The organism is Nocardioides sp. Iso805N (assembly GCF_000364605.1).
Lineage (GTDB): Bacteria > Actinomycetota > Actinomycetes > Propionibacteriales > Nocardioidaceae > Nocardioides.
The window spans coordinates 12,315-35,025 of record NZ_KB822576.1; the positions used below are offsets into that span (position 1 = coordinate 12,315).

Sequence of the window (22,711 nt, forward strand, 5' to 3'; positions counted from 1 at the left end):
GATCAGCCCAGCTGCGCGAGGAGGCCAACCGCCTCCTCGCGCAGCTGTTGCCGTGGTAGGTCGAGCGCAGCCACCGGTGAGCCCGTCAGGGCGAACAGCCACGCCGGGTCGAGGCTGGGCAGCATCAGGTTGAGGCTGAACCCTTCGGCCAGGCCGACGAGCCTGCGGCCGGCGTCGCTCGTCTGGTCGCCGGTGATCTCCCACGCCGCCAGTGCGAAGAGCACACCGCCCATGATCGGGTGGTCCAGGTAGGGATCCGCGGTCGCGAGGACGTCGGCGGCCTTGGTTCGCAGGTCGTCGCGGGCACTGTGTGCCGCGGTCCGGTGGCCGTAGCGGCAGTGCGCGGCGACCGAGGCCGCCTGCGGGAAGAGCACCCAGGGCTCCAGACCCTCCAGATCGACGCCGGGCATCGTCTGGCCGTTGAGGCGGCCCACGGCGACCCGATAGGCCTCGAGGCCCTCGTCGACCAGCCCGCGCGCCAACAACAGCTCGGCTCGGCCGCACAGGTAGCCGATCGCGCCGCCGAAGACGGACTCGATGCGGTCGTCGCGACCCAGCTCGTCGAGCGTCCGTTCGGCCTCGTCGAGCTCACCCTGCGCGATCGCGACCAGGGCGACGGTCGCACGGGTCTGCGCCCAGTCCTCGACGGCGCCCAGCTCGGCCATCGTCGGGATGGCTGCCTCGGCGTACGTCCTGGCCTGCTCGCGCCGGCCCGACTGCAGCAGTACGCCGGCCAGGTGCGCCTGGACCAGTGCCACCGCCCAGGGGCCGTCCTCCGGGTCGGCGAGCGCGAGGGCCTGCTCCCCCAACCGCACCGCCGCATCGAGGTCGCCGAGGTTCTCCCATGCCTGGCTCGCCCAGATCGATGCCCAGGCGGCGACGTAGCGGTCCTCGGACGCGGTGAGGCGATCGAGAACGTCCATCTGCTCGTCCGACCCGACCTCACTCATCGCGAGCAGTCCGACCACTCCCGCTCGAGTCCGCGGTGAGCCGGACCCGGCGCCCAGCTCGCGCAACCGGGCGATGCCCGCCTCCTGACCGGCGCCGCTGAAGATCCGCGCGGTGAGCAGGGTGCTCGCGAGCGCGGCGCGCAGGTCGTCCTCACTGCCGGGCACGATCGGCCGCTCGGTCAGCAGGGGCAGCACCGGCACCGCCAGGTTGAGGATCTTGAGGTGGCTGCCCTCGACCGACCAGAAGCCCACCAGAGCGGCCAACAAGGCTGCTGCGGCCTCCGCATCCTCACCCGCCACCGCGTGCCGCAGGCCCTCGACCAGGTTGCCCTCCTCGGCCCTCAGCAGGGTCATGGTGGCGACCTGCTCGCGGCTGAAGAGCCGTGCCTGCGCGTCCCGGCACAGCGCCACCGCCCACGCCCGCAGCCTGTCGTTGGCCTCACTGTCGTCGCCGGCATCGACCAGCTGCATCCGACCGAACTCGCGGACGGTCTCCAGAAGCCTGTAGCGCAGCGACTCGTCCTCGACCACCACGACCAGCGACTGCTCGACCAGCGCGATCAGCACGTCGAGCGCGTCGCTGTGACCATCGTCGTTGTCGGGGGCGAGGACGGCCGTGGCGCCGTCGAGGGAGAAGCCGTCCCGGAAGACCGAGAGGCGTCGCAGCGCGATCCGCTCGTCCTCGGTGAGGAGGTTCCAGGACCAGTCGATGACGGCGATCAGCGTCTGGTGCCGTTCGGGCGCGTCACGGGCACCGCCGCGCAGGAGGGCGAACCGGTTCTCCAACCGTCGCTCGATCTCCGCAACGCTCATCACCCGCACTTTGGCCGCCGCCAGCTCGACCGCCAGTGGCAAGCCGTCCAGGCGGCTGACCAGCGCGCGCACCCGCTCCGGATCCAGTACGGCGCCGGGACGCGCGGCCTCGGCGCGCTCGACGAAGAGTGCTGCCGCGTCCTCGATGCTGAGCTCGGGCAGCAGATAGGTGCGCTCCGCCGCCAGGCCCAGCGAGATGCGAGTGGTGGTCAGCACGGTGAGCGCAGGCGTGCGGGCGATCAGCCCGGAGACCAGGTCGGCCACGCCCTCGACCACCTGCTCGCAGTTGTCCAGGATGAGTAGCGTGGGGACGGTGCCGATGAGCTCGACGATCCGACCGACCGGGTCGGTCCGGCTCGGTACCGCCGTCCGGCGGCTCGCCACCGACTCACGCGCGCCGAGCGCATCGGCGACCTCGACCGCGACGCCGTCGTCGCTGGTCACCGAGACGAGCTCCACGAAGTGCACCACCGGCTGCTCGGCCAGTCGGCCCATCAGGTGCGCCAGCCGGGTCTTGCCGAGTCCGCCGGCCCCGACGATCGAGACCACCCGATGTCCGCGCACCAGCGTGGCCAGCGCCGCCACGTCGGACTCGCGACCGATCATCTCGTCGGCGTCGAAGCGCAGCCCCGCACGGACCGGTGCGTCCCGGGCGAGCAGCTCACGGTGCAGCTGCTGGAGCCGCGGGGCGGGATCGATGCCCAGCCGGTCGGCCAGCTGCTCACGATAGAGCTCGTAGGCGTCCAACGCGGCCGGGGTCCCGTGCACCGCAGCCGTCGCCCTCAGTCGCGCCTCCACCGCCTCGTCGTCAGCACTGTGCTCGTCGAGCTGGGCCAGCTGGTCCAGCAGCGGGAGCGCATCGGCGTACCTGCCCTCGGCGACGAGTCGCATCGCGTCCGGGCGCAGCGACCACGCGTCGACCTCGGCAGGGTCGAGGGCCAGCCGGTAACCCTGCCCGGTTCGTTCGATGGCCTGGGCGGCCGTCGCGGCGCGGGCCCGCGAGACAACCACCTGAAGCGCCTTGGTCGGGTTCGCCGGGGCGTCCTCCGCCCACACCTCCTCGACCAGCGTCCGCTCCCCCAGGCCACGGCTGCCGGCCTCGACGAGCGCTCGGAGCAGGGCGTGCGTCCGCTCGCCGGGGACCGGGTTGCCGTCCCAGGTCACCTCGTCGAGGACGCGCAGTCGAACCACGGAGCGATCATGCCAGGTTGGCGAGAGTCACCGCCGCCGAGCCACGCGAGAGGTCACATTCCGCAGGTCGAGAGGTCACATCCCGCAGGTCGAGGGGTCACATTCCGCAGGTCGAGGGGTCACATTCCGCAGGGAGGGCGGCCCGGGTGTGACCACTCGAGTCGACGGAAGTGACCTCTCGAGCCGTAGAAAGTGACCTCTCGACGTCAGGCGCGTTGCACAGCGCCGGTGCGCTCAGCCGCGCGGGCCACCGCAGCGTCGCGGGCGGCAGCCGTCTCCTCAGCAGTGAGCGTCCGGTCAGGAGCGCGGAAGCGCAGCGCGAAGGCCAGCGACTTCTTGTCCTTGCCCAGCTGCTCGCTGACGTAGACGTCGAACAGTCGGATCGACTCCAGCAGCTCGCCAGCGCCCTCACGCAGCGCGGCCTCGACGGACGCGACGGTGACGGCTTGATCGACCACCAGCGCGACGTCCTCCTTGGCCAGCGGCATGGTGGAGAAGGTCGGCCCCGGTGTCACCGCGGGCGTGAGCCCGATCAGCGCGTCGAGGTCGAGTACGACGGCGGCGCTGCGCTCGGGCAGCCCGTAGTTGCGACAGACGTTGGGGTGCAGCTCGCCGGCGAAGCCGAGAACCGTCTCCCCCGCCGTCACCTTCGCGCAGCGGCCGGGGTGCCACGGCATCACGGCTGCCGACTCGACGGTGATCTCCACACCGAGCTCCGTGGTGAGCCGGTCGACCACGGCCAGGGCGTCCTGCCAGCCCGCCGGCCGGGCGGGGCCCCACCAGCCGGCCCGCTCGTGCTCCCCCGCCAGTACGACGCCGAGCTCGGTCCACTGCTTCGGGATGGCCGCGAGCAGGGCTTCCAGCTCCGCATCGGTGGGGCGCCGGTCGACGCCGTAGATCGGAGCGGCGCCCGCCTCGGACGGCGTCGCGACGGTCTGGGTCTCGAAAAGCGCGACGCCCGGGGCACCTCGGCCGAGGTTGCGGCCGGCAGCCTCGAGCAGGCCCGGCAGCACGGTGGTCGTGTACGCCGGGGCCTCGGCCGACAACGGATTCGCGAGGCCGACGGTGTTGCGGCGCGGGTCGTCGGCCGGCAGGCCCAGGGCCTCCCACGTGGACTCGCCGACGAACGGGAAGCTGATCACCTCGACCAGCCCGGCTCCGGCCAGCGTGCGGCCGACCCGGCGGCGCAGACGCTGGCTCCGGGTCAGGCCCCGACCGGTGGCCCGGCGCGGCAGCACGCTGGGGACCTGGTCGTAGCCGACGATCCGGACGACCTCCTCCACCAGGTCGTAGGGCTGGGTGATGTCAGGTCGCCACGGCGGCGGGGTGGCGGTCGCGCGGTCGCCGGCGACGGTGACCGCGCAGCCCACCGCCTCGAGGTGGGCGATCGTCGTCTCGGCTGGGATCGGCATGCCACTGATCCGTGCCGGCAGGTCGGTCCCGATCTCGATCGGCTCCGGCTGCGGCGGCACGCCGACGACGGTGACGCCGGGCTCGGCGGTCGCGCCACCGAGCTCGACCAGGAGCTCGACCACCCGGTCGGCAGCGGCCTCACAGATCGTCGGGTCGACCCCGCGCTCGTTGCGCTTGCCCGCCTCCGAGCTGATCTTGTGGCGCTTGCCGGTGCGGAACATCGACACCGCGTCCCAGTGGGCCGCCTCGATCAGCACGTTGGTCGTGGTGGCAGACATCTCGGTGGTCGCGCCACCCATCACACCGCCGAGCCCGATCACGCCGGAGTCGTCGGTGACGACGAGATCGAGCGCCGAGAGGGTGCGCTCCGTGCCGTCGAGCGTCGTCATGCGCTCGCCCTCGGCCGCGCGACGGACCCGGAGCGGACCCCGCAGCGTGTCACGGTCATAGCCGTGGATGGGTCGACCGGTCTCGAGCATCACGTAGTTGGTCACGTCGACCGCCAGTGAGATCGGCCGCATCCCGGCCTGCTCGAGCCGGCGCGCCATCCACTCGGGGGTCGGCGTGGCGGGGTCGAAGCCGCTGACCGAGCGCGCCACGAACACCGGGCAGCCGATCGCGTCGTCGATGACGACGGGGTAGCCGTCGTCGTTCGCGGCCGGGGTCTCTCGCAGCGCCGGGTCGCGGTAGGGAGCCTCGAAGCCGAGGGCGGCCTCGCGAGCGATGCCGCGCAGGCTCAGTGCGTAGGCACGATCGGGGTTGATCTCGAACTCGATGACCTCCTCGCCGAAGCCGAGGAACTCGCGCGCGTCGGTGCCCGGCTCCGGGCCGTCGGTCGGGACCACGACGATGCCGTGGGCCCCGTCGTCCGGCAGGCCGAGCTCGGCCGCGGAGCAGATCATGCCGGCGGAGACGTGGCCGTAGGTCTTGCGGGCGGCGATCTGGAAGTTCCCGGGCAGCACGCCTCCCGGGAGGATCACCACGACCTTGTCGCCGGGACCGAAGTTGTGGGCGCCGCAGACGATGCCCTGCGGTTCGCCGGTGCCGTTGGCGTCGCCGACGTCGACGGTGCACCAGTTGATCACCTTGCCGTTCTTCTGCGGCTCCTTCTCCTGGGTCAGCACCCGGCCGATGACCAGCGGACCCTGGATGCCGGCACCGGCGGCCTCGATCGCCTCGAGCTTGAGGCCGAGGGCGGTGAGCCGGTCGGTGAGCGCCTCGGTGGTGAGGTCGGCGGGCAGGTCGACGTACTCCTTGATCCAGGAGACGGGGGCCTTCATCAGATCTCCGATCCGAAAGCAGTGGTGAAGCGGACGTCGCCCTCGAAGAGCGTGCGCAGGTCCTCCAGGCCGTGCCGGAACATCAGGGTCCGGTCGATGCCCATGCCGAACGCGAAGCCGCTGAAACGATCGGCGTCGACGCCGCAGGCGCGGAGCACGCGCGGGTTGACGATGCCGCAGCCGCCCCACTCGATCCAGCCCTCACCGCGGCAGGTGCGGCAGTCCTCGGAGTCAATGCCGCGGCACACGAAGCAGACCAGGTCGACCTCGGCCGAGGGCTCGGTGAAGGGGAAGTACGACGGCCGGAAGCGCGTCGTGATGCCCTCGCCGAACATCTGGGAGGCGAAGTGGTCCAGGGTGCCCTTGAGGTGGGCCATGGTGATGCCCTCGTCGATGGCGAGACCCTCGACCTGGTGGAACATCGGGCTGTGCGTCGCGTCGTACTCATCGGTGCGGAAGACCCGCCCGGGGCACACCACGTAGATCGGCGCATCCTCGGTGACACCACGCGTGAGCATGGTGCGCGCCTGGACCGGTGAGGTGTGGGTGCGTAGCACGAGATGGTTCTCGGCCGGCTCGGTCCAGAACGTGTCCTGCATCGTCCGGGCCGGGTGGTCCGGACCAAGGTTGAGGGCGTCGAAGTTGAGCCACTCGGCCTCGATCACCGGACCCTCGGCGACCTCCCAGCCCATCGCCACGAAGATGTCGGCGATCAGCTCCGCGCCGGTGGTCAACGGGTGGCGGCCGCCGGTGGGGCACCGGTCGGTGGGCAGCGTGACGTCGACCGCCTCCTCCACCAGGATGCGCGCCTCGTGCTCGGCCTCGAGCACGGCCTGGCGCTCGGCGAGTGCCTTGTTGACCGCAGCGCGGGCCTGGCCGATGCGCTGGCCGGCCTCCTTGCGTGCCGCGGGTGGCAGGGCGCCGATCTCGCGGTTGGCCAACGCCAGCGCGGACCTGTCGCCGACGTGGTCGATGCGGACCTGCTTCAGCTCCTCCAGGTCCTGGGCTGCCGCGATCGCGGCCAGGGCCGCGTCGCGAGCGGCGTCGACCTCCTCGGCCTTCAAGGGAGTGACCTCCACGGGGTCGTAGTCGGTGTTCGGGCCGGACATGGGTGCCTTTCCCCAGCAGGTGACGTGCGGGGCAAGTCTAGGAAGGCAACGGGCCCGACAGCGAATGGGTTCGGGTTATCGTCCTCCGAATGGGCCTCGACGAGGGTCCGAGCCGCTCGCGGATCGTGCCTCAGCGGCGCGCTTTGGCGTCGATCTCGGCCGCCCGGAGCCGGATCAGCTCGTCGAAGAGCGCGTCGGGCAGCGGCGAGGCCAAAGTGATCCGGATCGAGCCGGAGCCCTCGGAGAGATCGAGGGCGGCGTCGGCGTGCGCGGCGCGGAGCTGCTGGGTGACGGAGCCGCTGAACGGAATGACCGACAGCCCCTGCTGGGTGGCCATGACGCTGATCAGTCCCTTCCCGCGGTAGAGGTAGCACGGCATCGCGTAGCTGCGCCCGACCTGCACTGCCTCGATCAGATCGGCCGCCCGGGCGTAGTAGCGCTCCACCGGCTCACGCTTGGCCGGCTCGAGGCCGGCGAGATACTCCTCGATCGCCCGCGGCTCGGCCGCCGTCATGCCAGCCTCGGGTCCTCGCCGGGCCACTCGACCACGATCCGTGCTCCCCCGCCCGGTGCGTCGGCGATCGTCACCGTCCCGCCGTGCGCCCTGGTCAGACCCCCGACCAGGTAGAGCCCCAGCCCGGAACCGCCCCGGGCACCGCCCTTCCAGAACTTGGTGAACACGCGCTTGCGCAGGTCCGCAGGGATGCCGTCGCCCTCGTCGTCGACCAGCACCCGCACCCCGCCCTCCGTCGGCTCCAGCCGCACCCGTACGACGCCCTCGCCGTGGCGCACGCCGTTCTCCACCAGGTTGGTGATCACCTGGGTGAACTTGTCGGGGTCGGCGAGGATCTCGGGCAGCTCCTCGGCCGCGCTGAGCTCGATGCCCCGCGCCGTACCGGCCTGCACCGAATCGACGACCCGGCCGACCAGGACGGCGGCGTCGCACGGCCGGGGGTAGAGCTGCAGCCTACCGGTGTCGATCCTGGCCACGTCGAGCAGCTCGGCGATCAGCCGTGAGAGCCGGTCGGAGTCGGCGTGCACGGTGGTGAGCATCAGCTTCTTCTGCTCGTCGTTGAGCTTGTCCCAGCGGTTGAGCAGCGCCTGGACGAACCCCTTCACGCCGGTCAGGGGGCTACGCAGCTCGTGCGCGACCGTCGCGACCAGGTCCGATCGCTCTCGGTCGAGCCGTGCCCTGCCGCGCCCGCTGCGCAGCGTGATCGCCAGTGTCCTGTCGCTGCCGATCCGGGCCACGACCAGCACCTCGGTGCCGTTCGGCAACAGCCAGGACTGCTCCGGCACCCCGGTGCGCGACCTCAACCCACCGTACGGCTGGTTGACGTCGACCCAGCTGCAGCCCTCACCGTCGCGCAGCGTCAGGGTCTGCTCGAGCGGTGCGCCGACCGCAGCGGCGGCATCGATCCCGAGCATGCGGGCGGCCACGGCCGAGACCAGGGTGACCCGGCCGCTCCGATCGGCGAGCACGACGCCATCGGGGAGACTGTCGGCCAGGTCCTGTGCGTCCACGACCTCACCCTAGCCAAGTCGACAGGCCACTCCGCGACGTCGAGAGCTCAGTCCGGGAGAGTCGAGGCCGCACTCATCGACGCGCGCTGGGCGCGGGCGCTGGCGTAGAGGCACAGCGCCGCTGCCGTGGAGAGGTTGAGGCTCTCGGCACGACCGAAGATCGGGATGCTGACGACATGGTCGGCCTCGGCAGCCAGAGCTGGGGGCAAGCCCCATGCCTCGTTGCCCAGCAGCCAGGCCGACGGCCGCGCCAGCAGCGCGTCGCCGTCGAAGATGGTGGCCTCACCCCCCATGTCTGCTGCCAGCACTGCCAGACCCGCCGCCCGCGCGGCCCGTACGGCGACGAGCGGGTCTCGCTCGATCACGATCGGCAGGTGGAACGCCGAGCCGACGGAGGCGCGGATGGTCTTGGGGTTGTACAGATCGACAGCGTCGCCGGCCAGCACCACGGCATCGGCTCCGGCCGCATCGGCGCAGCGGATCACGGTGCCGGCGTTGCCGGGGTCGCGGACATCGGCACAGATCGCTACCAGCCGCGGACCACTCGACCCGCTGGAACCGACCTCTCGACCGGCGAGATCTGACCACTCGACGTCGAGGAAGCGACAGACAGCGACCAGTCCGGCGGGAGTGACCGAGTCGGAGAGCAGCTCGATGGCGCGCGGCTCGACCAGCGTCACCGGCACATCCTGAGCGGCAGCGGGCGCGAGCAGCTCGGCGTACTCCTCGGCTGCGGCTGGCGTGGCGAAGACCTCGACCACGCAGCCCTCTCCGGAGCCCAGCACCGTGGAGAGCGCGCCCTCGACGGCCTTCGGGCCGTCAGCAAGGAAGAGCCGCCGCTGCGCGCGAGCGGAGCGGCGGCTCAACTTCCTTGCCTCCTTCACGCGGCTGTTGCCCGCGGAAAGGGGAGTCATCTCGACAGGCTCGATGACGAAGGATCAGGCGGAGACCGGAGCGTTGACGTCCTCGGGGAGGGCGTTCTTGGCGACCTCGACCAGCGCGTTGAACGCGGCCACGTCGTTGACGGCAAGGTCGGCGAGGATCTTGCGGTCGACCTCGACACCAGCAAGGCCCAGGCCCTGGATGAAGCGGTTGTAGGTCAGGCCCTCGGCACGCGCACCGGCGTTGATGCGCTGGATCCACAGACGACGGAAGTTGCCCTTGTTCTTGCGGCGGTCGTTGTAGCTGTAGACCAGCGAGTGGGTGACCTGCTCCTTGGCCTTGCGGTAGAGGCGCGAACGCTGACCGCGGTAGCCGGAGGCCCGCTCGAGGGTGACGCGGCGCTTCTTGGCGGCGTTTACTGCGCGCTTGACGCGTGCCATGTGTTACTCCTTGCGTGAAAATCTGGTGGCCAGGCCTCGGCGGCGCTGTGCCCGGGGAAAGATCAGAGACCCAGCAGCTTCTTGGCGCGCGGGACGTCGTTCTTGGCGACCTCGACGGTGCCGGTCATGCGGCGGGTGACCTTGGAGGGCTTCTTCTCCAGGTTGTGACGCTTGCCAGCCTTCTCGCGAAGGATCTTGCCCGAGCCGGTCACGCGGAAGCGCTTGCCGGCACCGGAGTGGCTCTTGTTCTTCGGCATCTCTGCTCTCTCTTTCGTACTGAAAACTCAGGCGTCGATCTCGGGGTCGAGATTCTCGGAGCGACCCCGCTCCTTCTTCTGCGCGACCGGCCCGGTGTGGGTGGCGCGCTCGGCGCGCTCAGCCGCCTGGTCCGCCTCGCGCTCGGCCGCCTTCTCTTCCTTGGCGACCTGCTGGTCGACCTTGGCGTCGGCCTTCTTCTTGTTCGGACCGAGGACCATCACCATGTTGCGGCCGTCCTGCTTGGGCGAGGACTCCACGAAGCCGAGCTCCTGGACGTCCTCGGCCAGCTTCTGCAGCAGCCGGAAGCCGAGCTCGGGACGGTGCTGCTCACGGCCACGGAACATGATCGTGATCTTGACCTTGTCACCGGCCTTGAGGAAGCGGACTACGTGACCCTTCTTGGTCTCGTAGTCGTGGCTGTCGATCTTCGGACGAAGCTTCATCTCCTTGATGATCACGTTCGTCTGGTTTCGACGCGCCTCACGAGCCTTCTGGGCGTTCTCGTACTTGAACTTCCCGTAGTCCATGAGCTTGCAGACCGGGGGCTTGCCCATCGGGGCGATCTCGACGAGGTCGAGGTCTGCCTCCTGGGCAAGGCGCAGTGCGTCGGCCGTCGGCACGATGCCGACGGTCTCGCCATTGGGACCAACGAGGCGGACCTCGGGTACGCGGATCCGGTCGTTGATACGAAGCTCGGTGCTGATGTGTCCTCCAGTGATCGTCTGTCAGGAGGCCTTCCACGCGTTCGGACCATGTGCACACTGGCCCGAGAACGAAAAAAGGCTTCCGCTGTCACAAGCGGAAGCCAGTCGCGACGAGTCCCAAAGCTAGGGCTCGCACCCGAAGACAGAAATCAGGCATGATGCCCAAAACCTGCTCCTGGACCGGACCCGACGACCTGATCTTGCGGTGGTCGATGCGGGTGGGAAACGTTGCTGCTGTCTCCGCTTGCGGATCAGCCGACGGTTGTCGACTGATCGGTCAACACCGGACCCTACCCGACCATTCCCGGCGCGACCAATTCAGGCGCCTCGACACGCTCGGCGAACGAGCCTCTCAGGCGGGCGCGACCCAGGCGGTCCGCTCCCCGACCCAGGTGAGCTGCCAACCGCGCGCCATCGCGTGCAGATCCTCCCCCTCGATCACGAACGTCGCGGGACCGGCCACGTCGACGACGATCGCGTGCGCCTCCTCCTGCACCGCGGCACGAGCCGCGTCACGCGAGGAGACCGGCACGGGCCGGGCGTCGGCACGCCACGCCGCCATCGTGGCCATGCTGGTGAAGGCGAGCAGCGCCTGCCGGCCGTCGGCACCGGTGAGCAGCACGGTGGCCATGTCACTGGTCTTGTCGTGGGCGAGTCCCTGGGCGTCGTACTCGATCTCGCCGAGCACCGCGACGACCGGCACCAGCACCCGGTCGTCGGCCAGGGCGGCCAACGCCTGCGGGTATGCGGCCCGATCGCTCGCGTAGCGGGCGAGTGCGTCAGCGACCGCCGTCCCAGCGGTCCCGTCGTCGTCCGGGAAGGCGGGTACTTGCAGGCGACGCTGATCCGGAGCGCTGTCGTGGTGTTCCACGCGCCTATTGAACCAGCGAGTGGGAAGATGGCCTCATGGACGACATCGCCTGGGGCGCTCTAGCGCTGGCGCTGACACTGGTCTTTGGTTGCGTGACCTGGATGCGCGCCAAGCAGGCCGGCCCCGCCGCAGCCGTGCGATGGGCCGGCATCACGTTGCTGCCACTGGCGGCGTACTTCACCCACACGCTGCGGCTGCTCGGCCGGATCGGCACCGCGGTCAGTGACTGGGCCGTCGGCTTCGTCTGGAACCCCGCCGTCTGGCTCGGTCTGGTGATGGCCGTCGTCGGCTTCCTGCTCATCGGCGTCTCGACCCGGCTCTCCGGCCGCTCCGGTGACGTGGACGCCGGCAGCGGCACACCGAAGGCCGTGCGCACGAAGAAGAGCGGCAAGGCGCCGGCCGGAGCCGACCTCGGCCTGGGCGACGACCTCGACGACATCGAGGCGATCCTCAAGAAGCACGGCATCTCGTGAGCGCCGCCTCCCACGGTCCGGTGGCCGGACCGGCGTCGGTCGCTGCCCGCAACCGGCTCTGGACCCGGCTCAATGCCGCCGTCGCCGGCTACGAGGAGCCCCTGCCCACGCCGACGATGGTCGTCGACCTCGACGCGTTCGACGCGAATGCCGCCGACCTGGCCCGCCGCGCCGGCGGTACGCCGATCCGGGTCGCCTCCAAGTCGCTCCGCGTGCCCGCACTGATCTCGCGCGCACTGGCCGCACCCGGGTTCCAGGGCGTCCTCGGCTACACGCTGGCCGAGGCGCTGTGGCTGGTCGAGCAGGGCATCAGCGACGACGTCGTGGTCGCCTACCCGACCGTGGATCGCGGTGCCCTGGAGCGGCTGGTCGGCTCGCCGTCCGCGGCCGCGCGGATCACTCTCATGGCCGACTCGGTCGAGCACCTCGACGCGATCGACTCGGTGCGCTCGTCCCTGGCCGTGCCCGTACGGATCGCCATCGACGTCGACGCCGGGCTGCAGGTCGCCGGCCGCCACCTGGGCCCCAAGCGCTCTCCCCTGCTTGCCGCCGGAGCGGTGATCGACCTGGCCCGAGCCATCGTGTCGCGGTCCGGCTTCCGACTGGTCGGGGTGATGACCTACGAGGGTCAGGTCGCCGGACTCGCGGACGACGTGCCAGGGCAGCGCGCCCGCTCCTTCGCCGTACGACGCGTCAAGGCGCTCTCGGTCTCGCAGCTGCAACAGCGACGGGCGGCGATCGCGGCCGGCCTGCACGAGCTGACCGAGCTGGAGTTCTGGAACGCCGGCGGCTCGGGCTCGCTGGAGACCTCCTCGTCGGACCCGACCGTGACCGAGGTGACCGCCGGCTCCGGGCTCCTGGTGCCGGGGCTGTTCGACCACTACCGTGCCTTCGCACCGCGGCCCGCGGCCTACTTCGCCGTGCCCGTCACGCGGCGCCCCGCCGCCGGGATGGTCACCGTGCACGGCGGCGGTCTGTCCGCCTCCGGGCCGGCAGGACCCGACCGGCTGCCTGTCCCCTGGGCGCCGGCGGGACTCGCGGTCACGCCCCTCGAGGGCGCCGGCGAGGTGCAGACACCGCTGACCGGCGAGGCCACCGAGCGGCTGCGGGTGGGCGACCTGGTGTGGTTCCGGCACGCGAAGTCCGGCGAGCTCTTCGAGCACACCCCCACGTGCTACCTCGTGGAGGGCGAGCGGATCGTGCAGGCTGCACCGACGTACCGAGGTCATGGGCTCGCCTTCTGAATCTTCCGCCCCCGGCGTGGTCTCGCTCCTCCTGTCGAAGCCGCCCACGCTCGGGTCCGGACGGCTGCTGTGCCTCGACGGCCCTGCTGGCTCCGGCAAGACCACCCTCGCTGCCGAGGTCGCGGCACTGACGGCGGCGGCGGTCGTCCACCTCGACGACCTGTACGACGGCTGGTCCGGCCTCCCCCGCATCGATGAACAGCTTGCGACCCTGCTCGGACCGCTGGCGCAGGGTGAGCCGGGGACCTACCGGCGCTACGACTGGGCGGCGGGGCGCCTCGCCGAGACGGTGAGGGTGCCGCCCGCGCCGCTGCTGGTCCTGGAGGGCGTCGGCAGCGGGTTGGCTGCGTACGCCGCGGTGCGCACGCTGCTGGTCTGGGTGGATGCCCCGCCGCAGGTGCGGCTGGATCGGTGGCGGGCCCGGGACGGCACTGCGGCGGAGCCGTTCATCGCCGCCTGGCAGCGCGACGAGGAGGCCTTGTTCGCCCGGGAGGGCACCCGCGCGGCCGCGGACCTGGTCTGGCAGTGAGATCGGACCATGACGATCGGACCGTGCGGGGTCTCGACGGCACCCGATAGCCTGCCGCCATGGTTGCACCGACGGGTGAGCAGTATGAGATCGAGGCGGCGGGCTATGCCGCGACCATCACCGAGGCGGGCGCCTCGCTCCGGCTACTGGCCAAGGACGGGCGACGGCTGATCGACGGCTTCGCCGAGGACACCATGCCCAGTGCCTGCCGCGGTCAGCTGCTGATGCCCTGGCCCAATCGGATCCGCGATGGCCGCTACACCTTCGAGGGAGCCTCGCTGCAGCTTCCGCTCAGTGAGCCGGCCCGGCACAACGCCTCGCACGGCCTGGCCCGCTGGGCCGCGTGGCACTTCGTTGCGCGGAGCGCGGGCCGGATCGAGATGGGCCTGCGACTGCCGGCCCAGTCGGGCTACCCGTGGGTGCTCGACCTCGGCGTGGTCTACGAGCTCGGCGGGGAGGGCCTGACCGTCACCCAGTCGGCGACCAACCGCAGCACGACCGACGCTCCCTACGCCTCCGGCGCGCACCCCTACCTGACCCTCGACATCGGCGGCACCGTCGACCCGTGGACGCTGCACGCGCCGGCGGCGACCATGCTGGAGACGGATCGTGAGCGGATGCTGCCGATCGGCAGGGCGTCCGTGGCGGGTACCTCCCACGACTTCCGCGAGCCACGCGTGATCGGCGAGACCTCGCTCGACGACTGCTTCACCGACCTGGCCAGGGACGCCGATGGCAGTGCCACCGTGACCCTGAGCACGGTCGACGCCGACGGCGGTGAGCGGGCCGTGCAGCTGTGGATGGACGACCGTCACCGCTGGCTGATGCTCTACACCGCCGACGACCGCACCCCTCCGCGGGCCTCGATCGCGATCGAGCCGATGACCGCCCCGGTCGACGCCTTCAACTCCGGCGAGGACCTGGTCGTGCTGGCACCGGGTGAGACCTTCAGCGCTAGCTGGGGCATCCGGGCCCGCTGAGTGATGCCTCCGTCCGCGTCGAATCTCGTCTCCGTCCGGGCAACGCTGGCCCAAGGCCCGACTCAACCCGGACCAAGGCCCGACTCAACCCGGACCAAGTCCCGAATCAGGCCTGCGGCGGAGCAGCGACGAGCGCGCGCAGCTCCCGGGCCGCCGCCTTGGCACGGCCGCCGTCCGAGGCCTGGATGCCCATGGCGGGTACCGCCGTACCGTCGGCGAGGTCGAGGGTCACCCATGGTGCCCCCGGCGGGAGGTGCACGGCGAGCACCTGCTCCCAGGCCAGGTCGCGGCGCCGATAGCCGTTGACCACCACCAGCTTCTCAGGCCGCGCCTCGACCCGCGAGCGGATCAGGGCATGCACCAGCACCAGGATGAGCAGCCCGAAGAACAGCAGCGTGCCCTTCTCGAAGACGGTGAACTTCGCCCGGGTCTCGTCGTCGAACTCGATCCAAGACATGGCGCACAGACCGTAGAGACACACCACCAGCACGATGCCCATCGCGCGGACGCCGAAGGGACGCCAGGTCTTGGGCAGCGCCGGCGGAGCGGGGGGCGCCGGCCGCGGCGCGCCCGCGTCAGAGGCGGCAGGCATGGATGTCGGTCAGCAGGATGGCGCGAGCGCCGATGGCCCACAGGTCGTCCATCAGCTTCTGCGCGCCCTGTCGCGGCACCATCACGCGGACCGCGACCCAGCCTTCGCGGTGCAGCGGGCTGACCGTCGGGCCCTCCAGGCCCGGCGCCAGCTGGGTGGCTGCGGGCACGTCCTGGGCACGGATGTCGTAGTCCATCATCACGTAGCTGCGCGCGACCAGGACGCCCTCGATACGCCGCAGGAACGTCTCGTAGACAGCCGAGTCGATCGCCTCGCTGCGGGTGATCACGACCGCCTCGGACTCCAGGATCGTCTCCCCGAACGGCTCGAGGCCTGCCTGGCGAAGCGTCGAGCCGGTCTCGACGACGTCGGCGATCACGTCGGCGACGCCGAGCTGGATGCTCGTCTCGACCGCGCCGTCGAGGCGGGTGACGCTCGCCTCGATGCCGTGCTCGGCCAGGAAGGTCCGCACCACGCCCGTATACGACGTGGCGATCCGTTTTCCGGCCAGCTCGTCGAGGCTGGTGAAGGCTCCGGTGCGCCCGGCGAAGCGGAACCGGCTGCGACCGAAGCCGAGCGGCAGCACCTCCTCGGCCTTCGCACCGGAGTCGTGCAACAGGTCGCGGCCGGTGATGCCGACGTCGAGGGTGCCCTCGCCGACGTAGAGGGCGATGTCGCGCGGGCGCAGGTAGAAGAACTCGACGCCGTTCTCCTCGTCGATGAGGGTCAGGCGCTTGGCGTCCTCGCGCTGTCGGTAGCCGGCCTCGCGAAGCATGTCGGACGCGGCCTGGGACAGGGCGCCCTTGTTGGGGACGGCGATGCGCAGGAGGCCGTTGGTGGATGCCATGGTGGGGTCCTCAGAGGTGGGCGTAGACGTCGTCGAGACTCAGGCCGGCCGCGAGCATCATGACCTGAGCGTGGTAGAGCAGCTGGCTGAGCTCGAGGGCAGCAGCGTCCTTGCCCTCGTGCTCGGCGGCCATCCAGGACTCGGCGGCCTCCTCGACCAGCTTCTTGCCGATGGCATGGACGCCGCCGTCGAGGAGCTTCGTCGTACCAGATCCCTCGGGGCGGGTGCGGGCCTTCTCGGCGAGCTCGACCCACAGCTCCTCGAACGTCTTCACAGGCCCCAAGCCTAGGCCGTACGCCGGCGGCGCCGACCGCGGGTCTCACCGACGACGTCCGGGAGCATCGCGCGCAAGCTCCTCGGGCGGTCAGGACGTGTAGGCGAGCACCTGCGATGAAGTCGGACGAAACTCGTGGGGCCCACGGAGAGCACGTCGCTCAGCGCACCATCCTCGCCTCCGCGCCGTACCGGTCCTGACGTCGGGTCCCGTCGAAGACGAAGCCGTGCTTCCGATAGAAACGCACCGCGCGATCGTTGCCCTCGAAGACCCACAGGTACGCCGGGCTGTCACCCACCGCAACGGTCAACAGATCACGGCCGACACCGGTGCCGTGCACCGCGTCGAGCGTGTACAGCGACATCAGCTCGAGTCCGGGGCGATCCTGATCGCGGCCGGGTCCCGCTTGGGCAAAGCCCACGATGCTGCTCTCCTCGACGGCTACCCAGGTCGGGGTGCCGAGCCGGTCGCGCCACCTCGCTGCCCGCTCCCCCGCCGGCTCGGCGGCTCTCGCGGCGAGCAGGGCCGCGTCTAGGAGGCCGGTATAGGTCTGGTCCCACACCCGCAGGTGCAACGCGGCGAGTTCCTCGGCGTCAGCGGTGAGCGCCGCACGGATCAACACCCTCAGAACTCCGGCCCGACCCAGCCGGCCTCGATCGCAGCGGCCTGTTCGGTGGTCACGACCACGCGTCCCAGCGGCATCAGCGAGACCGGGATGAGCTTGAAGTTCGCCAGCCCGAGCGGGATGCCGATGATGGTCAGGCACAGCGCGACGCCGGTGATGAGGTGGCCGATGGCCAGCCACAGCCCGGCGAAGACGAACCAGATCACGTTGCCGATCGTCGACGCGGCGCCTGCGTCCGCGCGACGCACGATGGTGCGCCCGAACGGCCACAGGGCGAAGCCCGCGATCCGGAAGGACGCCAACCCGAAGGGGATGGTGATGATCAGGATGCAGCAGATCACCCCGAAGAACAGGTAGCCCAGGAACATCCAGAACCCGCACAGGACCAGCCAGATGAGGTTCAGGATCAGGCGCACTCTGGCAATCTACGACCGAGTGTGCTTCTCGCGCAGCATCTCCAGCCGCGGCCGGCGCGGGCCTCGGCGGTGAGGCTGATCTCGGCCCTCGCTCAGCCCTGGAAGTGCCGCTTGATCCGCTTGAGCGTGCCCGCGGTGGCCAGCGCCGCTGCGGTCGCCTCGTAGCCCTTGTCCTCGGCCGAGCCCTCGAGGCCGGCCCGGTCGAGGGCCTGCTCCTCGGTGTCGCAGGTCAGGACGCCGAAGCCGACGGGCACGCCGTGATCCAGCGCGACCCGGTTGAGCCCGTCGGTGGCGGCCGAGCAGACGTACTCGAAGTGCGGCGTGCCGCCGCGGATCACCACACCGAGGGCCACGACCGCGTCGAAGCCCTCCTTGGCCAGCGCCGCGGCGACGACCGGCAGCTCGAAGGTGCCCGGCACGCGGACCACCACGGGCGCCTCGACCCGGTGGTCGGCCAACGCGCGGTCGGCACCGGCCAGCAGTCCGCCCATCACCACGTCGTGCCAGCTCGCCGCCACCACCGCGACGCGCAGGTCGTGGCAGTCCGTGGGCTGCGCCTGGGGTGCTCCGTGACCACTCATGCGTTCTGCTCCTCGATCTTCTCGTGCGTCTCGCTGCCGACGTGATCGTCCAGGTCCGGCAGCACGTGCCCCATCCTGTCGCGCTTGGTCAGCAGATAGGCCAGATTGTGGTCGTTGGGGTGCGGCGTGAGTGGGACCCGCTCCGCGACCTTGATGCCGTAGTCCTCGAGGTTACGCACCTTGTCGGGGTTGTTGGTCAGCAGCCGCACCGAGGTCGCACCCAGGGCGCGCAGGATCTGGGTGGCCGCGCCGTAGTGCCGCGCGTCAGCCGGCAGGCCGAGGTCGAGGTTGGCGTCCACCGTGTCGCGGCCACCGTCCTGCAGCTGGTAGGCCTGCAGCTTGGCGACCAGCCCGATCCCGCGACCCTCGTGGCCGCGCAGGTAGATCACCACGCCGCGGCCCTCGGCCACGATCCGCTCCAGGGCCTCGTCCAGCTGCGGACCGCAGTCGCACCGCTGCGAACCGAAGACGTCGCCGGTCAGGCACTCGGAGTGCACGCGGGTCAGCACCGGCTCGCCGGCGGCGACGGCCGCGGCGATGTCACCGTGCACCAGCGCCACGTGCTCGGAGCCGTCGACAGGGACGTAGTACCCGTAGGCGGTGAAGTCGCCGTACTTGGTCGGCAGGCGCGTCTCCGCCTTGCGCTCGACGAGCACCTCGGTACGCCGCCGGTAGCGGACCAGGTCCTCGATCGAGATCATCGCCAGGCCGTGCTCGTCGGCGAAGGCCCGCAGCTCGGGTGCGCGCTTCATGGTGCCGTCGTCGTTGACCACCTCGACCAGCACGCCCGCAGGCGTCAGCCCGGCGAGGGTGGCCAGGTCGACGGCCGCCTCGGTGTGACCGCGCCGGACCAGCACGCCGCCCTCGCGGTAGCGCAGCGGGAAGACGTGCCCGGGTCGGGTCAGCTCCCACGGCTCCGTCGCCGAGTCGGCCAGCGCACGCGCCGTGTGTGCGCGGTCGGCGGCCGAGATCCCGGTCGTGACACCATCGCGGGCATCCACCGAGATCGTGTACGCCGTGCGCAGCTTGTCCCGGTTGTGCGGCGTCATCAGCGGGATCTCGAGCCGGTCGAGCATCTCGCCGGGCATCGGCACGCAGATCACGCCACTGGAGTGCCGGATGGTGAAGGCCATCAGCTCCGGCGTCGCCTTGGCGGCCGCGAAGATGATGTCGCCCTCGTTCTCCCGGCCCTCGTCGTCGACCACGACGACCGCCTTGCCGGCGGCGATGTCGGCGATCGCCCGCTCGACCGGGTCGAGTCGGACGCCGCCGTGCTGCGGCTCGTGGTGGATGGACTGCTCGGTCATGCTGCTTCTCCTACCAAGGCTGCCTCCGGTGCACTCTCCCGGCGGGAGACGCGGAGCCAGACGGTGAACCCGTAGACGACCAGCGCCGCGTAGACGGCGTAGAGGACGGCGGACGGGTAGTACTGCGAGTGCCACAGCTCGGGCACTCCGACCAGGTCGACGGCGATCCAGCACAGCCAGAAGTCGACCCAGCCACGGGCCATCGCGAAGGTGGCGATGAACGAACCGACGAAGATCCACGCGTCGCACCAGTAGTACCAGCGCGGGGCGGGCCAGCCGGCCCCGATGACGGCGAAGAGCCACTGGAACACCAGGACGCCGGCGACCCAGACCGCGACGTACGCGAGTCTCTCGCGCGCTGTGGCCCAGCGCGGCGAGACGGCGTGGTCGTCACCGGCCGCCTCGTGCACGGCACGGGTGCCACGCCACCGCCACCAGCCGTAGATGCTGGTCACGATGAAGAAGACCTGCCGCCCGGCCTGACCGAACAGCGGCACCTGCGCGCCCTGGTGGAACGTCGCGGCGATGAAGACGCTGAACAGCAGCGCGTTGCCGACGATGCCGATCGGCCAGGCCCACACCTTGCGGCGCAGTCCGCCGATCGCCGAGCCGAACCCGAACGCGTTGCCGATGATCTCGCGCCAGGTGATCGGGTGGCCCGCGATGGTGATCTGGGCGTCGTAGAGCCAGTTGAGCACGCTCATGCGTTCACCTCGGCACCCGAACCGGGGACGACTCCGGCCGCGAGGAGCTTCTCGACGTGCTTGGCCAGGATGTCGGCCTCCAGGTTGACCCGTTCGCCGACCTGGCGCACGCCCAGCGTGGTGCGCGCCAGCGTCTCCGGGATCAGGCTGATGGTGAAGCTGGACGCGCCGGCCTCCACGACGGTCAGGCTGACCCCGTCGACGGTGATCGAGCCCTTGTCGACCAGGTAACGGCTCAGCTGCGCGGGCAGCGAGATCTCGACAACCTCCCAGTGCTCGCTGGGCGTACGGCGCAGGATCTCGCCGACGCCGTCGACGTGGCCCTGGACGATGTGGCCGCCCAGGCGCGTCTGCGGCGTCACCGCTCGTTCGAGGTTGACCCGGTCGCCGGTCTTCGCGCCGTACAGCGAGGTCTTGTCGAGGGTCTCCTGCATGACGTCGGCGGTCCACGTCCGCGGCGTCTGGTCCTCCGGGCCGAGCGTCGCGACGGTCAGGCAGCAGCCGTTGACGGCGATCGAGTCGCCGAGCGCGACGCCCTCGAGGACGGTCCGGGCGGCAACGGTCAGCCTGAGCGCGTCGCCCTGGTCCTCGATGGCCGCGATGGTGCCGAGCTCCTCGACTATTCCGGTGAACATCAGTGCATCTCCATGGTGAGGCGGACGTTGGGCTCCTCGTCGCCGTCTCCGGGGAGCGGCTCGAGGACGGTGATGTCGGTGACGCGCGGACGCATTGCCGCGCCGATCGTGGTGATGCCGAGGTCGGCGACGGCGGTGCGACCGGCGCCGAGCAGCATCGGGGCGACGTAGACGACGATCTCGTCGACGAGGCCGGCACTCAGGAAAGCTGCGGCCAGCGTCGGACCGCCCTCCAGGAACACGTGCCGACGTTCGCGGCCCCAGAGCTCGACGAGGGCAGCGTGCGGGTCGTGCGTGCGCAGCACGACCGTCTCGGCATCGCTGTTGAACACCCGGCGCGTCTCGGGCAGGTCGCGCAGTCCCATCACCGCGCGCAGCGGCTGCCGCGGCAGGGGGTTGCCGGCATCGTCTCGCACCGTCAGTAGCGGGTCGTCCACCGCGACCGTGTTCGCACCGACCAGCATCGTGTCGCACTCTGCCCGCAGCAGGTGCGTGTCGCGGCGCGCCGCGGCACTGGAGACCCAGCGCGAGGTGCCGTCGGTCGCGGCCGAACGACCGTCCAGGGTGGTGGCGAACTTCCAGGTCACGAACGGTCGCTGCAGCTCCACTGACCGCGACCAGGCCCGGTTGAGCGTGCGCGACTCCTCGGCCAGTACGCCGGAGACGACCTCGATGCCGGCTGCCCGCAGCGTCTCGGCTCCGCCCGCTGCGACCGGATTGGGATCGGGCTGGGCGAAGACGACGCGGCGTACCCCTGCCTGGACCAGGCGTTGCGCGCACGGCGCGGTCCGGCCGGTGTGGTTGCACGGCTCGAGGGTGACGATCGCCGTGGTCCCGCGCGCGGCCTCCCCCGCCCGGTCCAGCGCATCAGCCTCCGCGTGCGGCGTGCCGGCGCCTCGGTGATATCCCTCGGCAACGACGCTGCCGTCGTCGGCGAGAAGCACGCAGCCGACCCGGGGGTTGGGGCTGAAGGGGCCGAGCGCGGCCAAGTCGAGCGCACGGCGCATCGCCGCGATCTCGGTCTCAGCCACGTCGGCTGGCTGGTCGGCCATCACTGCCCCTTCTGTCCGGTCACGGACCCTGGGGCGGCGGCTCGCCTGACAACGGGGTGCTCGACCCCGGCCAGCGATGACCGCGTGCGTCTTTCCATCCGGACTTTGACCGTCGGTCCAGGACTTCCGACACGAAGCAGGATGCTTCGCATCGGGCACCTGGTCAACCGATGGCTGGCTGCCATCGGGTCGCGGACTTCCGGGCATCTGCCCAGTCACCGCCGGTGCGGAATTTCACCGCCCCCAGAGCACGCGAGCTGTTCACTCGTCTGCGGTCATTGAACCACAGCCGCCCACTCGACATTCCCGGGCGTGCTCGCCAGGTGGAACGGCCCGCCGTGGGGGTCAGCCGCGAGCGGCCTCGGCCGCGGCACGCAGCGACTGCACCATCGCGTCGGGGTCCTGGGCGGAGTAGACCGCCGAACCGGCCACGAAGACGTCGGCCCCGGCCTCGGCGCAGCGCTCGATCGTCTCCAGGCTGACGCCGCCGTCGACCTGCAGCCAGGTCTCCAGACCGTGCTTGTCCATCAGCGCCCGCGCGCGGCGGATCTTGGGCAGGCACAGGTCCAGGAACTTCTGTCCGCCGAAGCCCGGCTCCACCGTCATGATCAGCACCATGTCGAGCTCGGCCAGGAGGTCCTCGTAGGGCTCGATCGGCGTGGCCGGCTTGAGCGCCATGCTGGCCCGGGCACCCTGCGCGCGGATCTCCCGGGCGAGCCGCACGGGAGCCTTGGCCGCCTCGACGTGGAACGTCACGCTGCCGGCACCTGCCTCGGCGTACGTGGGCGCCCACCGATCGGCGTCCTCGATCATCAGGTGCGCGTCCAGGGGGATGCTGGTGGCCCTGCTGAGCGCCTCCACCATCACCGGTCCCAGGGTCAGGTTGGGCACGAAGTGGTTGTCCATCACGTCCACGTGCACCCAGTCGGCGCTGCCGATCCGGGCCACCTCACCGGCCAGGTTGGCGAAGTCGGCGTTGAGGATGCTGGGGGTGATCTGGATGTGTCCCACGGCCCA

25 protein-coding genes and 1 riboswitch are annotated in these 22,711 nt (G+C 70.8%); of the genes, 4 read left to right on the plus strand and 21 right to left on the minus strand.

Features of this window, described 5'->3' with window-relative positions; genetic code table 11:
- Nucleotides 1-2: 2 nt before the first annotated feature.
- The 10 genes from H036_RS21775 to H036_RS0104315 all read right to left on the minus strand — a co-directional run bounded on the left by H036_RS21775 (nucleotide 3) and on the right by H036_RS0104315 (nucleotide 11,435).
- On the minus strand, nucleotides 3-2,954 hold the full coding sequence (locus H036_RS21775; protein WP_017933539.1) for an ATP-binding protein: 2,952 nt from the start codon (nucleotides 2,952-2,954) through the stop codon (nucleotides 3-5).
- A gap of 206 nt (nucleotides 2,955-3,160) precedes the next feature.
- Nucleotides 3,161-5,647, minus strand: a complete 2,487-nt coding sequence (gene pheT / locus H036_RS0104275; protein WP_017933540.1) for a phenylalanine--tRNA ligase subunit beta — start codon at nucleotides 5,645-5,647, stop codon at nucleotides 3,161-3,163.
- Nucleotides 5,647-6,756: a phenylalanine--tRNA ligase subunit alpha gene (pheS, locus tag H036_RS0104280; RefSeq protein WP_017933541.1), complete on the minus strand. Its 1,110-nt coding sequence runs from the start codon at nucleotides 6,754-6,756 to the stop codon at nucleotides 5,647-5,649. The genes pheT and pheS overlap by 1 nt, the downstream gene beginning before the upstream one ends.
- A 130-nt stretch (nucleotides 6,757-6,886) precedes the next feature.
- Nucleotides 6,887-7,270 (minus strand): iron chaperone, encoded by a 384-nt coding sequence (locus tag H036_RS0104285; protein ID WP_017933542.1) that lies wholly within the window; start codon nucleotides 7,268-7,270, stop codon nucleotides 6,887-6,889.
- A complete protein-coding gene (locus H036_RS0104290) occupies nucleotides 7,267-8,280 on the minus strand; it encodes a sensor histidine kinase (RefSeq protein ID WP_017933543.1) in 1,014 nt (337 codons plus the stop codon). The genes H036_RS0104285 and H036_RS0104290 overlap by 4 nt, the downstream gene beginning before the upstream one ends.
- 47 nt (nucleotides 8,281-8,327) lie before the next feature.
- Entirely contained in the window at nucleotides 8,328-9,194 is an 867-nt protein-coding gene (locus H036_RS0104295) for a TrmH family RNA methyltransferase (RefSeq protein WP_026145771.1), read from the minus strand.
- A gap of 24 nt (nucleotides 9,195-9,218) precedes the next feature.
- On the minus strand, nucleotides 9,219-9,602 hold the full coding sequence (gene rplT, locus H036_RS0104300; RefSeq protein WP_017933545.1) for a 50S ribosomal protein L20: 384 nt from the start codon (nucleotides 9,600-9,602) through the stop codon (nucleotides 9,219-9,221).
- 62 nt (nucleotides 9,603-9,664) lie between these two features.
- The gene (rpmI, locus tag H036_RS0104305; protein WP_017933546.1) at nucleotides 9,665-9,859 is read right to left on the minus strand and encodes a 50S ribosomal protein L35; all 195 of its coding nucleotides are present in this window, start codon (nucleotides 9,857-9,859) and stop codon (nucleotides 9,665-9,667) included.
- 27 nt (nucleotides 9,860-9,886) lie between these two features.
- Nucleotides 9,887-10,579, minus strand: a complete 693-nt coding sequence (gene infC, locus H036_RS0104310) for a translation initiation factor IF-3 (protein ID WP_081615439.1) — start codon at nucleotides 10,577-10,579, stop codon at nucleotides 9,887-9,889.
- A gap of 337 nt (nucleotides 10,580-10,916) precedes the next feature.
- Nucleotides 10,917-11,435 carry an SseB family protein gene (locus tag H036_RS0104315; protein WP_017933548.1) on the minus strand — a complete coding sequence of 173 codons (519 nt, stop codon included), beginning with the start codon at nucleotides 11,433-11,435 and terminating at the stop codon, nucleotides 10,917-10,919.
- A 35-nt stretch (nucleotides 11,436-11,470) separates the two neighbouring features.
- Between H036_RS0104315 and H036_RS0104320 the strand changes: the two genes are divergently transcribed.
- From H036_RS0104320 to H036_RS0104335, 4 genes are read left to right on the plus strand one after another with little or no spacing between them, the layout of a single operon-like run.
- Nucleotides 11,471-11,908, plus strand: a complete 438-nt coding sequence (locus H036_RS0104320; RefSeq protein ID WP_017933549.1) for a hypothetical protein — start codon at nucleotides 11,471-11,473, stop codon at nucleotides 11,906-11,908.
- Complete coding sequence (locus H036_RS0104325) at nucleotides 11,905-13,152, plus strand: amino acid deaminase/aldolase (RefSeq protein WP_017933550.1); 1,248 nt, start codon at nucleotides 11,905-11,907, stop codon at nucleotides 13,150-13,152. Before H036_RS0104320 ends, H036_RS0104325 begins: the two co-directional genes overlap by 4 nt.
- A gap of 16 nt (nucleotides 13,153-13,168) precedes the next feature.
- Nucleotides 13,169-13,681, plus strand: a complete 513-nt coding sequence (locus H036_RS0104330; protein WP_017933551.1) for a uridine kinase family protein — start codon at nucleotides 13,169-13,171, stop codon at nucleotides 13,679-13,681.
- 59 nt (nucleotides 13,682-13,740) lie between these two features.
- A complete protein-coding gene (locus H036_RS0104335; RefSeq protein ID WP_017933552.1) occupies nucleotides 13,741-14,661 on the plus strand; it encodes an aldose 1-epimerase family protein in 921 nt (306 codons plus the stop codon).
- 106 nt (nucleotides 14,662-14,767) lie between these two features.
- Here H036_RS0104335 and H036_RS0104340 read toward each other — a convergent pair whose 3' ends face one another.
- The 11 genes from H036_RS0104340 to rpe all read right to left on the minus strand — a co-directional run bounded on the left by H036_RS0104340 (nucleotide 14,768) and on the right by rpe (nucleotide 22,696).
- Nucleotides 14,768-15,253 (minus strand): PH domain-containing protein, encoded by a 486-nt coding sequence (locus H036_RS0104340; RefSeq protein WP_017933553.1) that lies wholly within the window; start codon nucleotides 15,251-15,253, stop codon nucleotides 14,768-14,770.
- On the minus strand, nucleotides 15,237-16,100 hold the full coding sequence (gene hisG / locus H036_RS0104345) for an ATP phosphoribosyltransferase (RefSeq protein WP_017933554.1): 864 nt from the start codon (nucleotides 16,098-16,100) through the stop codon (nucleotides 15,237-15,239). The genes H036_RS0104340 and hisG overlap by 17 nt, the downstream gene beginning before the upstream one ends.
- Before the next feature lie 10 nt (nucleotides 16,101-16,110).
- Nucleotides 16,111-16,374 carry a phosphoribosyl-ATP diphosphatase gene (locus H036_RS0104350; RefSeq protein ID WP_017933555.1) on the minus strand — a complete coding sequence of 88 codons (264 nt, stop codon included), beginning with the start codon at nucleotides 16,372-16,374 and terminating at the stop codon, nucleotides 16,111-16,113.
- Nucleotides 16,375-16,534: 160 nt separating this feature from the next.
- Nucleotides 16,535-16,996 carry a GNAT family N-acetyltransferase gene (locus tag H036_RS0104355; protein WP_017933556.1) on the minus strand — a complete coding sequence of 154 codons (462 nt, stop codon included), beginning with the start codon at nucleotides 16,994-16,996 and terminating at the stop codon, nucleotides 16,535-16,537.
- A gap of 2 nt (nucleotides 16,997-16,998) precedes the next feature.
- Nucleotides 16,999-17,415 carry a YccF domain-containing protein gene (locus tag H036_RS0104360; protein ID WP_017933557.1) on the minus strand — a complete coding sequence of 139 codons (417 nt, stop codon included), beginning with the start codon at nucleotides 17,413-17,415 and terminating at the stop codon, nucleotides 16,999-17,001.
- A gap of 92 nt (nucleotides 17,416-17,507) precedes the next feature.
- Nucleotides 17,508-17,996 carry a 6,7-dimethyl-8-ribityllumazine synthase gene (gene ribH / locus H036_RS0104365; protein WP_017933558.1) on the minus strand — a complete coding sequence of 163 codons (489 nt, stop codon included), beginning with the start codon at nucleotides 17,994-17,996 and terminating at the stop codon, nucleotides 17,508-17,510.
- A complete protein-coding gene (locus tag H036_RS0104370) occupies nucleotides 17,993-19,303 on the minus strand; it encodes a bifunctional 3,4-dihydroxy-2-butanone-4-phosphate synthase/GTP cyclohydrolase II (RefSeq protein WP_017933559.1) in 1,311 nt (436 codons plus the stop codon). The genes ribH and H036_RS0104370 overlap by 4 nt, the downstream gene beginning before the upstream one ends.
- Nucleotides 19,300-20,007, minus strand: coding sequence for a nicotinamide mononucleotide transporter family protein (locus tag H036_RS0104375; RefSeq protein WP_017933560.1), 708 nt, complete (start codon nucleotides 20,005-20,007; stop codon nucleotides 19,300-19,302). Before H036_RS0104375 ends, H036_RS0104370 begins: the two co-directional genes overlap by 4 nt.
- Nucleotides 20,004-20,642 (minus strand): riboflavin synthase, encoded by a 639-nt coding sequence (locus H036_RS0104380; RefSeq protein WP_017933561.1) that lies wholly within the window; start codon nucleotides 20,640-20,642, stop codon nucleotides 20,004-20,006. The genes H036_RS0104375 and H036_RS0104380 overlap by 4 nt, the downstream gene beginning before the upstream one ends.
- On the minus strand, nucleotides 20,642-21,694 hold the full coding sequence (gene ribD, locus H036_RS0104385; protein ID WP_017933562.1) for a bifunctional diaminohydroxyphosphoribosylaminopyrimidine deaminase/5-amino-6-(5-phosphoribosylamino)uracil reductase RibD: 1,053 nt from the start codon (nucleotides 21,692-21,694) through the stop codon (nucleotides 20,642-20,644). The genes H036_RS0104380 and ribD overlap by 1 nt, the downstream gene beginning before the upstream one ends.
- 80 nt (nucleotides 21,695-21,774) lie before the next feature.
- A riboswitch (FMN riboswitch) is annotated at nucleotides 21,775-21,950 on the minus strand.
- An 89-nt stretch (nucleotides 21,951-22,039) separates the two neighbouring features.
- Nucleotides 22,040-22,696 (minus strand): ribulose-phosphate 3-epimerase, encoded by a 657-nt coding sequence (rpe, locus tag H036_RS0104390; protein ID WP_036487560.1) that lies wholly within the window; start codon nucleotides 22,694-22,696, stop codon nucleotides 22,040-22,042.
- Between the last annotated feature and the right edge of the window lie 15 nt (nucleotides 22,697-22,711).